This is a genomic window from Streptomyces colwelliae (assembly GCF_048158785.1).
Classification (GTDB): Bacteria; Actinomycetota; Actinomycetes; order Streptomycetales; family Streptomycetaceae; genus Streptomyces.
On record NZ_JBLTJC010000381.1, the window covers coordinates 1 to 9,644 of the forward strand.

The 9,644-nt window shown below is 70.7% G+C and carries 10 protein-coding genes; 3 read left to right on the plus strand and 7 right to left on the minus strand.

Annotation, left to right across the window (positions count from 1 at the left end; all coding sequences use genetic code 11):
- The coding region (locus ACNFOC_RS44645; protein ID WP_416964733.1) for an MFS transporter at positions 1–821 on the plus strand (821 nt) is incomplete at its 5' end.
- On the opposite strand, the gene ACNFOC_RS44650 is transcribed toward ACNFOC_RS44645, so the two are convergent.
- Genes ACNFOC_RS44650 through ACNFOC_RS44665 form a run of 4 tightly spaced genes read right to left on the minus strand, consistent with a single transcriptional unit; the run spans position 783 to position 4,044 of the window.
- Entirely contained in the window at positions 783–1,142 is a 360-nt protein-coding gene (locus tag ACNFOC_RS44650) for an MmcQ/YjbR family DNA-binding protein (RefSeq protein ID WP_416964734.1), read from the minus strand. The two genes, ACNFOC_RS44645 and ACNFOC_RS44650, sit on opposite strands and share 39 nt — an antisense overlap.
- The gene (locus tag ACNFOC_RS44655; RefSeq protein ID WP_416964735.1) at positions 1,139–2,446 is read right to left on the minus strand and encodes a hemolysin family protein; all 1,308 of its coding nucleotides are present in this window, start codon (positions 2,444–2,446) and stop codon (positions 1,139–1,141) included. The genes ACNFOC_RS44650 and ACNFOC_RS44655 overlap by 4 nt, the downstream gene beginning before the upstream one ends.
- A 32-nt stretch (positions 2,447–2,478) precedes the next feature.
- Positions 2,479–2,976, minus strand: coding sequence for an rRNA maturation RNase YbeY (gene ybeY / locus ACNFOC_RS44660; RefSeq protein ID WP_405839883.1), 498 nt, complete (start codon positions 2,974–2,976; stop codon positions 2,479–2,481).
- Between the two features lie 12 nt (positions 2,977–2,988).
- On the minus strand, positions 2,989–4,044 hold the full coding sequence (locus ACNFOC_RS44665) for a PhoH family protein (RefSeq protein ID WP_416964736.1): 1,056 nt from the start codon (positions 4,042–4,044) through the stop codon (positions 2,989–2,991).
- Between the two features lie 325 nt (positions 4,045–4,369).
- Between ACNFOC_RS44665 and ACNFOC_RS44670 the strand changes: the two genes are divergently transcribed.
- Positions 4,370–5,095 carry an FAD binding domain-containing protein gene (locus ACNFOC_RS44670; protein WP_416964737.1) on the plus strand — a complete coding sequence of 242 codons (726 nt, stop codon included), beginning with the start codon at positions 4,370–4,372 and terminating at the stop codon, positions 5,093–5,095.
- A 66-nt stretch (positions 5,096–5,161) separates the two neighbouring features.
- Here the strand turns inward: ACNFOC_RS44670 and ACNFOC_RS44675 are convergent, their stop codons facing one another.
- From ACNFOC_RS44675 to ACNFOC_RS44685, 3 genes are all read right to left on the minus strand, one after another.
- Positions 5,162–6,319 carry a carbohydrate kinase family protein gene (locus tag ACNFOC_RS44675; protein ID WP_416964738.1) on the minus strand — a complete coding sequence of 386 codons (1,158 nt, stop codon included), beginning with the start codon at positions 6,317–6,319 and terminating at the stop codon, positions 5,162–5,164.
- Between the two features lie 231 nt (positions 6,320–6,550).
- Positions 6,551–7,840 carry a glucarate dehydratase family protein gene (locus tag ACNFOC_RS44680; RefSeq protein WP_416964739.1) on the minus strand — a complete coding sequence of 430 codons (1,290 nt, stop codon included), beginning with the start codon at positions 7,838–7,840 and terminating at the stop codon, positions 6,551–6,553.
- On the minus strand, positions 7,837–8,733 hold the full coding sequence (locus ACNFOC_RS44685; protein ID WP_416964741.1) for a 5-dehydro-4-deoxyglucarate dehydratase: 897 nt from the start codon (positions 8,731–8,733) through the stop codon (positions 7,837–7,839). The genes ACNFOC_RS44680 and ACNFOC_RS44685 overlap by 4 nt, the downstream gene beginning before the upstream one ends.
- Before the next feature lie 147 nt (positions 8,734–8,880).
- Here ACNFOC_RS44685 and ACNFOC_RS44690 point away from each other — a divergent pair.
- The coding region (locus ACNFOC_RS44690; protein WP_416964740.1) for an IclR family transcriptional regulator at positions 8,881–9,644 on the plus strand (764 nt) is incomplete at its 3' end.

Below are 9,644 nucleotides of genomic sequence, written 5' to 3' on the forward strand. Positions count from 1 at the left end.
GCCCCCGCCTGGACGTACCCGGCGCGATCACGGTCACGGCCGGCCTCCTGTCCCTGATCTACGCCCTCTCGACGGCGGCAGACCACGGCTTCGCCCACACGGACGTGATCACGACACTCATCGCGGGCGTCCTGCTCCTCACGGCCTTCGCGTACATCGAGTCGCGCACGCCCCAACCCCTGGTCTCCCTCCCGATGCTGCGCCGCCGCACGGTGGCCTGGGGCAACCTGGGCGGACTGGTCACCTTCTCGATGATGTCGACGGTGGTCTTCGTCCTGACCCTGTACCTCCAGGAGATCCTGCACCTGTCGTCCTTCGAGACGGGCCTGGTCTTCGGCGTCCAGGGCATCCTCTCGGCGGTGGCGGGCGTCTACGCCCCGAAGGTCATCGGCCGCATCGGCGCCCGCCACACCCTGATCGCCTCACTCACCGGCCAGGCGGTGCTGACAGCCGCCCTCCTGACCCTGAACACCCACACCTGGTCGGTCTGGGTGGCGACGGCCGCCGTCTCCCTGGCGAGCATGTGCCACCTGGGCGCGATCATCTCCTACGGCCTGACGGTCACCTCGGGCGTCCCCGACGAGGAACAGGGCCTGGCCACCGGCCTGGTCACCTCCACCCAGCAGATCGGCATCACCATCGGCATCCCCCTCCTGGGCGTCCTCGCCACCACGTCCGGCGATCTGATGTCGGGGGTCCACACAGTCGTGAGCATCGACGCGGCGATCGCGCTGGGGGCGGCGGTGCTGGTGGCCGTAGGACTGCGGTCCCGGCGGGCCGGGTCAGGGACGGTCGAGGCGGAGCCGTTCGGCGCGCGGTAGTCCGGCGACGACCAGGTCGTACGAGTCCTCCACCAGCTCCCGGACCAACCGGTCCGGGAGTTCCCCGTCCACCGTCACCGTGTTCCAGTGCCGCTTGTTCATGTGGTACCCGGGGATGATCAGCCCGTCGTACTCCTCCCGGAGTCGGATCGCGTCCTCCGGGTCGCACTTGAGGTTGACCGTGAGGGGGTGGGCGTCCAGGCGGGTCAGGGCGAAGAGTTTGCCCCGGACCTTGAAGACGGACGTGTCCGGGTTGAACGGGAAGTCCTCCACCGTCGCGTTGAACGACAGGCAGAACGCGCGCAGTTGCTCGGGGCTCACTCCGGCTTCGTCTCCTCCTCGGACGGGTCGGCCGGGCCCACCGGCTCGACCAGTACCGTCACGATCTTGTTCCGGCGCCCGGCCGAGGCCTCCGCCGTCAGTCGTAGCTCTCGGCCATCGGGCAGTTCTACGACCGACGAGGCACCGGCGATCGGGACGCGCCCCAGCGCCTTCGCCAGCAGCCCCCCGACCGTCTCCACGTCCTCGTCGTCGTAGGCCTCGAAGCCGTACAGCTCACCGAGGTCGCCGATGTCCAGACGGGCGGTGACCCGGTAGCGGTCGTCGCCCAGCTCCTCCACGGGAGGGAGTTCGCGGTCGTACTCGTCGGTGATCTCGCCGACGATCTCCTCCAGGATGTCTTCGATGGTGACGATGCCGGCCGTGCCGCCGTACTCGTCGATGACGACGGCGACGTGGTTGCGCTCCTGCTGCATCTCGCGCAGCAGGTCACCGGCGTTCTTGGTGTCCGGCACGAAGCTCGCCGGCCGCATGGCCGTGGAGACCAGCTCCGACTCGGCGTCGCGGCTGATGTGCGTCTTGCGGACCAGGTCCTTCAGATACACGATCCCGACGATGTCGTCCTCGCTCTCCCCGGTCACCGGGATCCGCGAGAAGCCGGAGCGGAGCGCGAGGGTGAGGGCCTGGCGGATCGTCTTGTACCGCTCGATGACGACGAGGTCGGTCCTCGGCACCATCACTTCCCGGACCAGGGTGTCGCCGAGTTCGAAGACCGAGTGCACCATGCGGCGCTCCTCGTCCTCGATCAGCGACTCCTTCTCGGCGAGGTCCACCAGCGCGCGCAACTCGGCCTCGGACGCGAACGGGCCGCGCCGGAAGCCCTTTCCGGGCGTGAGCGCGTTGCCGATGAGGATCAGCAGATACGGGATCGGGCCCATGATCCGCGCGAGCGGCAGCAGCACGTACGCCGCCGCCGTGGCCGTGTTCAGCGGATGCTGGCGCCCGATCGTGCGCGGGGAGACCCCCACCGCGACGTACGACACGAGGACCATGACGCCGATCGCGGCGAGGAGGGCGGGCGCGGTGCCGTGGATCACGTGCAGGCACTCGTAGGTGACCAGCGCGGCGGCGGCCATCTCGCAGGCGACCCTGACCAGCAGGGCGACATTGAGGTAGCGGGTCGGGTCGGCGGCGACCTGCGCGAGCTTGGCACTGCCGCGCCGGCCGGACCGTACGGCCTCCTCGGCGCGGAAGCTGGAGACGCGCGCGAGGCCCGCCTCCGCGCAGGCGGCGAGCCAGGCGACAACGACAAGAGCGATGGCCCCGACGACGATCTGAGGACTCATGAGGCGTACTTACCTGTGCCCTAACCCGTGCCCTAGGAGACCGTCGGAGCCGGGGACGGGCCGGTGTGGCCCTTCTCCGCGCGCCAGCCGTCCACGATCGCGGCCTGGAGGCCGAACATCTCGGCCTTCTCGTCGGGCTCCTCGTGGTCGTAGCCAAGCAGGTGCAACACACCGTGGACGGTGAGGAGTTGAAGCTCCTCGTCCATGGTGTGCTGCGTCTCGGCCTCGGCCCCCTGCTTCGTGGCGACCTCCGGGCACAGCACGATGTCACCGAGGAGCCCCTGCGGAGGCTCCTCGTCGTCCTTGCTCGGCGGACGCAGCTCGTCCATCGGGAAGGACATGACATCGGTCGGCCCGGGCAGGTCCATCCACTGGATGTGGAGCTGCTCCATGGCGTCCTCGTCCACGACGATCACCGAGAGCTCGGAGAGCGGGTGGATGCGCATCCGCGCGAGGGCGTAGCGGGCGATGTCGAGGATCGCCTGCTCGTCGACCTCGGTTCCGGACTCGTTGTTGACGTCGATCGACATGGTCGTGCTGATCTACTTCCGCTTGTCGCGGGCACCCTTGTGGGTGCCGCTCTCCGTACCGTTCTCGCTGTCGTACTTCTCGTACGCGTCGACGATACGGCCGACCAGCTTGTGCCGTACGACGTCCGCCGACGACAGGCGGGAGAAGTGCACGTCGTCGAGGCCCTCCAGGATGTCCTGCACCTGCCGCAGTCCCGACTTCGTGCCGCTCGGCAGGTCGACCTGCGTCACGTCACCGGTGATCACGATCTTCGACTCGAAGCCGAGCCGGGTGAGGAACATCTTCATCTGCTCGGGGCTCGTGTTCTGGGCCTCGTCCAGGATGATGAAGGCGTCGTTCAAAGTGCGACCACGCATGTACGCCAGCGGTGCCACCTCGATCGTGCCCGCCGCCATCAGCTTCGGGATCGACTCCGGGTCGAGCATGTCGTGCAGCGCGTCGTACAGGGGGCGCAGGTACGGGTCGATCTTTTCGTAGAGGGTGCCCGGGAGGAAGCCCAGCCGCTCGCCCGCCTCGACCGCCGGGCGGGTCAGGATGATCCTGCTGACCTGCTTGGCCTGGAGGGCCTGGACCGCCTTGGCCATGGCGAGGTAGGTCTTGCCGGTGCCGGCGGGGCCGATGCCGAAGACGATCGTGTTCTTGTCGATCGCGTCGACGTACCGCTTCTGGTTGAGGGTCTTGGGGCGGATCGTGCGGCCTCGCGAGGACAGGATGTTCTGGGTGAGCACCTCGGCGGGTGTCTCCTCGGGACCATCCCCGTTCTCGCTCGCCCGGAGCATGGCGATCGAGCGTTCCACTGCGTCCTCCGTCATCGGCTGCCCGGTGCGCAGCACCAGCATCATCTCGTCGAACAGGCGCTGGACGAGGGCGACTTCGCGGGCGTCGCCGACCGCGTTGATCTCATTGCCCCGGACGTGGATGTCGGCCGCCGGGAAGGCCTTCTCGATCACGCGGAGGAGGGCGTCTCCGGACCCCAGAACGGTGACCATCGGGTGCTGGGCGGGGACGGTGAACCGTGCTTTCGCCTGCTCCTGCGCGGGGGTGTGAGCTGTGGGTGTCTGAGTCATGGGCCGGCTCTGTAGGCCTTGCTCGTCCTCCTCGAAAAGACTCGCCCGCCACAAGGGCGGCCTGGTGGTTTCCAGGGTACGCCGGGCCACTGACAACGCCGTAGGGCTTTTCGGTGACCGTCGGGCCACGAAATCCGGACCTGTCCTCCCCCGCTCCGGGAGCGTGTCCGGCGCAGGGGAGGCGCGCGGGGTGACGCCGTGAGCCCTGTTCGCGCCCCCTCGCTTGTACGGACAATGTGCTGAGTCAGCCAAGTGTCAGCAGGAGATCCGGCCGGCGGGCCGTGGCTCCCACCGCCGGGCCGAGAGGGAAAGCAGGTCGGCCGCTGTGTTCGTGCGTCTGCCCACGTCCGTGTCCGAAGCGCAGGAGTGCCTGGTCGAGGGGGCGGTGCCCGTCGGCGGGGCGACACTGGTGTGGGCCTCCTGGCAACGGGACGGGTTCCCCGAGCAGGCGGTGTCCCTGCGCGAGCTGCCCGAGGCGAAGGTGATCGGGGACGGGGCGCTGGGCGCGGCCGTACTGCTGCACGAGATCGACGAGCGGGTGCCGGAGGTGCTGCGGCGGGCCGCGGCGGGCGTGGGCACCGGGGCCGTGCGCCGGACCGCCACCGTCGGCGGCAACATCGTCGGCAGCACGCTGCGCTGTCTGCTCCCCGCCGCGCTGGTGCTGGACGCCCGCGCGGTCGTCCTGGAAGCGGACGGCCCCGTCGAGACCGACCTCGCCGAGCTGCTCGCGAAGCGCCCGTTGCTGCTGAACCTGCGCTGGCAAGAGCCGGTGGCCAGCGGTTACCGCAAGCTGACCGGTGAGCTGCGGGGAGAGGTCCCCTTCGTGGTCGCGGTGGCGGTAGGGGCGGCGGAGGGCACGGCGGCGCGCGTCCTGCGGGTCGCGGTCCGTGACGGCTACGACGTGCTCAGCGAGACCGTTCCCTACGACACGGACGCCGCCCGGGTCCTCGGCACCCTGGCGCTCACACCGCTCGGCACCTTGCCCGAGGCGGTCTTCGAGGCGATACGGGAAGAGGTCACCGGCGTGCTGGAGCGTGCGGGGGCCCGCTGAGCGGGAACGGTTCGCCTCCGGGGCGGGCGACGCGTGTCCGGCTGCCCGTGCCCGTGATCGCCGCCCCTAGGTCGATCTGCCGAACCCGATCGTCGGCACCGCCCGCCGCAAGGGCCACGGACTGCCGCTGCCCTGCTCCTCCGGTACGAGTCCCGCCAGGAACGCGTACCGGTCCAGGGCCGTGGGGTCCTGGCCCTCGACCGACTGCACCTTGCGCCACCAGGCGCCGATCTCGGACCAGCCCGGTGCGGAGAGGGAGCCGCCGAACTCCTGGACGGAGAGGGCGGCGGTGAGTCCGGCGAAGGCGAGGCGGTCGGCGAGCGGCCAGCCGGCCAGGGTGCCGGTGACGAAACCGGCCACGAAGACGTCGCCCGCGCCGGTGGGGTCGAGGGCCTCGACGGCGATCGCGGGGACCTCTGCGGACTCTCCGGTGCGCCGGTCCACGGCGTAGGCGCCGTCCGCGCCGAGGGTGACGACTGCAAGGGGTACGTGTTCGGTGAGCGCGTGGGCGGCGGCGCGGGGGCAGTCGGCGCCGGTGTAGCGCATGGCTTCCTCGGCGTTCGGCAGGAATGCCTCGCAGTGCGCGAGGTCGACGAGTCCGGCGAGGTCCCAGGCACCGGTGTCGTCCCAGCCGACGTCGGCGAAGATCCGGGTGCCCTCGCTCGCGGCCTGGGCGACCCAGGGGGCCTGCTTGCCGGGGGTGAGCGAGGCGACGGCGGCACGCGCGCGTGGCGGGCAGTCAGGTGCGCCCCCTTGCCAGAACACGACCTCCGGGGGCGGCTCGTGGCCGTGCGACACCATCGTGCGCTCACCCTCGTACGCCATGGACACGGTGACCGGCGAGTGCCAGCCGGGCACGGTCCGGGAGGCGGAGAGGTCGATGCCCTCGCCCTGCTGCAACGCGTCCCAGCAGTACTCGCCGTAGTGGTCGTCGCCGAAGGCCGCGGCGAGCGAGGTCCGCAGCCCGAGGCGGGCCAGCGCGGTAGCCATGTTGGCGACTCCGCCGGGGCTCGATCCCATCCCGCGCGCCCAGGACTCGGTCCCGCGCACGGGGGCGGATTCGAGCCCGGTGAAGATGATGTCGAGGAAGACGGTGCCGGTGAGATACACGTCCCAGGGCGGATCGTCCGCCGCGCGCAGCCCGGCCAGCGGGTCGACCCCGCAGGACGGCCCTTCGCTGCGGGACGACGGTCCCTTTCCGGTGGACGCGTTGGACGCGGTCACGGTGCGCTCCCTGACGTGATACGGATCAGGCCAGTGTGCACCACCACGCGCGCGTGGGGGCGGCTCCCGCTCCGGTGCCGCCGGTCGCGCCGGAATCAGGCAGCCGCAGGTCCGGGCCGTACGGTGCGCGCCGGACCCGGTGACTCCGTGGGCGGGGGCGCCGGGGTGCCGTGGCGGCACGCGTCCGGATCCGGTCGTAGCACCCCCGCCCTGCGGCGGCCTGTCTCGCCCCTACCAGCGCGGCATCGACGGTGTGACCCACTGCGGGTCGGTGATCCGCATCGCGGCCGCGTCGTCGCGCTCGCGCAGCGAACCGTCGTCGTCGAGCCACCGCTGGTGCAGGAACTCCAGCTTGGCGCAGTCGAGTTCGACGCCGAGGCCGGGTGCGTCGGAGACGGTGACCTTCGCGTCGGTGAAGGTGAGGCGTTCGGTGAGGACGTCCTCCGACTGCCAGGGGTAGTGGGAGTCGCAGGCGTGGTGGAGGTTGGGGACGGTCGACGCGACGTGGGTCATCGCGGCGAGGCTGATCCCGAGGTGGGTGTTGGAGTGCATGGAGATGCCGACGCCGAACGTGCGGCAGATGGCGGCGAGTTGCTGGGTGTTGCGCAGCCCGCCCCAGTAGTGGTGGTCGGAGAGCACCACCTGCACGGCGTCCTTCGTGAAGGCTTCCTTGATCTCGGCGAACGTCGTCACGCACATGTTGGTGGCGAGCGGCACATCGGTCCCCGCGGACACCTCGGCCATCGCGGGGGTGCCCAGCGCCGGGTCCTCCAGGTATTCGAGGACGTCCCCGAGTTCCTTCGCCACCTTCAGCGAAGTCTCCACGGACCAGGCGCCGTTGGGGTCGAGGCGGAGCGGGTGGTCGGGGAAGGCCGCCGCCAGCGCCCGTACGGCGGCGATCTCCTCGTCGGGCGGGAAGACTCCGCCCTTGAGCTTGAAGGAGGTGAAGCCGTACCGCTCCTTGAACTTCCGTGCCTGCTCGACGACTCCGGCCGGGTCGACGGCGGCGCCCCAGTCGTCCTTCTCGGCCGTCACGCCCTCGGGGTGGTCGGCCCACTTGTAGAACAGGTACGCGCTGTACTCGACCGCGTCCCTCAACTTGCCCCCGAGCAGGGCGTGTACGGGCAGCCCGAGCGCCTTGCCGAGGGCGTCGAGGCAGGCGACCTCGAAGGCGGAGACGACGGACAGCCGCAGCTTGTCGGCGGTCTGGACACCGCGCAACCCGCCGACGTCGACCTGCCCGGAGACCCGGGAACTGTCGACGGCCAGCTCGTCGGCGACCGTGAACAGGCCGTTCAGATCGCTGACCTGACGGCCGATCAGCTTCTTGGCGAAGGGGCGGGCCAGCTCCAGGTACTTGGTGTCGCCGTAGGTCTCGCCGAGGCCGGTGATCCCGTCGGCCGTCTCGATCTCGACGATCAGGCGCGGGGTGTAGGGCTGGTGGACGCCCTGGGTGTTCAGGAGGGGCGGGTCGGCGACCAGGATCGGGGTCAGCCGGACGTCGGCGATGGTGAGGTTCACAGCGCGGCTCCTACGAGGTCGAGTCCGGTGGCGAGCAGGGTCGTGAGCTCGGCCAGGTCGGCGGCCGAGGGGTCGGTGAGCGGGGCGCGCACGGGTCCCACCGGCTGGCCGCGCAGCCGGGCCGCCGCCTTGACCAGCGACACGGCGTATCCCGGTACTCGGTCGCGGAGTTCGACGAGCGGGACGTAGAAGTCGCGCAGCAGTTTCTCGACCGCCTTGTCGTCGCCGTCCGTCAGCGCGGCGAAGAAGGCGTCCGCGATCTCGGGGGCGAAGGCGTGGACGGCGGAGGAGTAGGCGGGGACGCCGACGGTGGCGTAGGCGCGGGCCTGGATCTCGGCGGTGGAGGCGCCGTTGAAGAAGAGGAAGCCCTCGGGGGCGGCGAGCGTGAGGCGCTGGAGGCGGTCGAGGTCGCTGTGGCCGTCCTTGAGGCCGATGACGCCGGGGATCGCCGCGATGCGCTTCAACGAGCTTGCGGTGAAGGCGACTTGGCCGCGCTGGTAGGCGATGAGCGGGAGCCGGGTGCGGGCGGCGAGCTGCTCCAGCTGGGCCACCAGGCCGTCCTGCGGGGCGGCGACGAGGTAGTGCGGCAGGACGAGGAGCGCGTCGGCGCCGGCCTCCTCGGCGATGCGTGCGAAGCGGGCGGCCTGCGCCCAGCCGTAGCCGACACCGGCGACGACGGGCACGCGGCCGGCCGCCTCCTCGACGGCGATGGTGACGACCGTGCGGTACTCGTCCTCGTCGAGCGAGAAGAACTCGCCGGTTCCGCAGGCGGGGAACACGGCGCCGGGGGCGGTGGCGATCCGGGCCGCGACATGGGTGCGGAAGCCGTCGGCGTCGAGGGAGCCGTCGTCGTGGAAGGAGGTGAGCGGGAAGGAGAGCACGCCGCCCGCCATCCCGTCCCGGAGCCTGCGCACCAGGGTCTCCGTGTCGCCGTTCACTGTGCCATCTCCCTATGTAGACATCATCCACGTATGAGGACAGAGATTAGATACGCGAACCGCGACCGTCAATGGGGCACCCGCGCTCGCTAACATCGCCCCATGTCAGAGCCCGGTGGCGTCCGCGAGGTGAAGTCCGCCGCCCGTACGGTCGAGCTGCTCGAACTGCTCGCCGCGCGCGGCGACCGTCCCGCACGCCTCCAGGAACTCGCCGACGCGCTCGGCGTGCCGCGCAGCTCGATGTACGCCCTCCTCCAGACCCTGATCGCACACGGCTGGGTCCGCACCGACATCACCGGCTCGCTCTACGGCATCGGCATCCACGCCCTGCTCACCGGCACGAGCTATCTGGACTCCGACCCGCGTGTGAGGGTCGTACGGCCGTATCTCGACGAGGCGTCCCAGGCGCTCGGCGAGACGATCCACCTGGGGCGGCTGGACGGGCGGGACGTGGCGTATCTGGCGACGCGGGAGTCGCACGAGTACCTCCGGACGATCAGCAGGGTGGGGCGGCGGCTCCCGGCCCACGTCGGCGCCCTGGGCAAGGCACTCCTCGCCGAACGGCCGGACGCCGAGCTGCCCGACGGGCCGTACGAGGCGGCCACCCCCAACACCCACACCTCCCGGGACGCGTTGGCCGCGGACCTCGCTTCGATCCGCACCCGGGGTTACTCGATCGACCGTGAGGAGGGGGTCCTCGGGATCGTCGGGTTCGGGTTCGCGTTGCGGTACGACAACCCGGCGCTGGACGCGATCAGTTGCTCGGTGCCGGTGGCTCGGCTCACGCCGGAGCACGAAGGGGAGATCGTCGCGGTGATGCGGGAGGTGCGGGCGAAGATCGAGGGGGCGGCGGCTGGGGCCGGTGG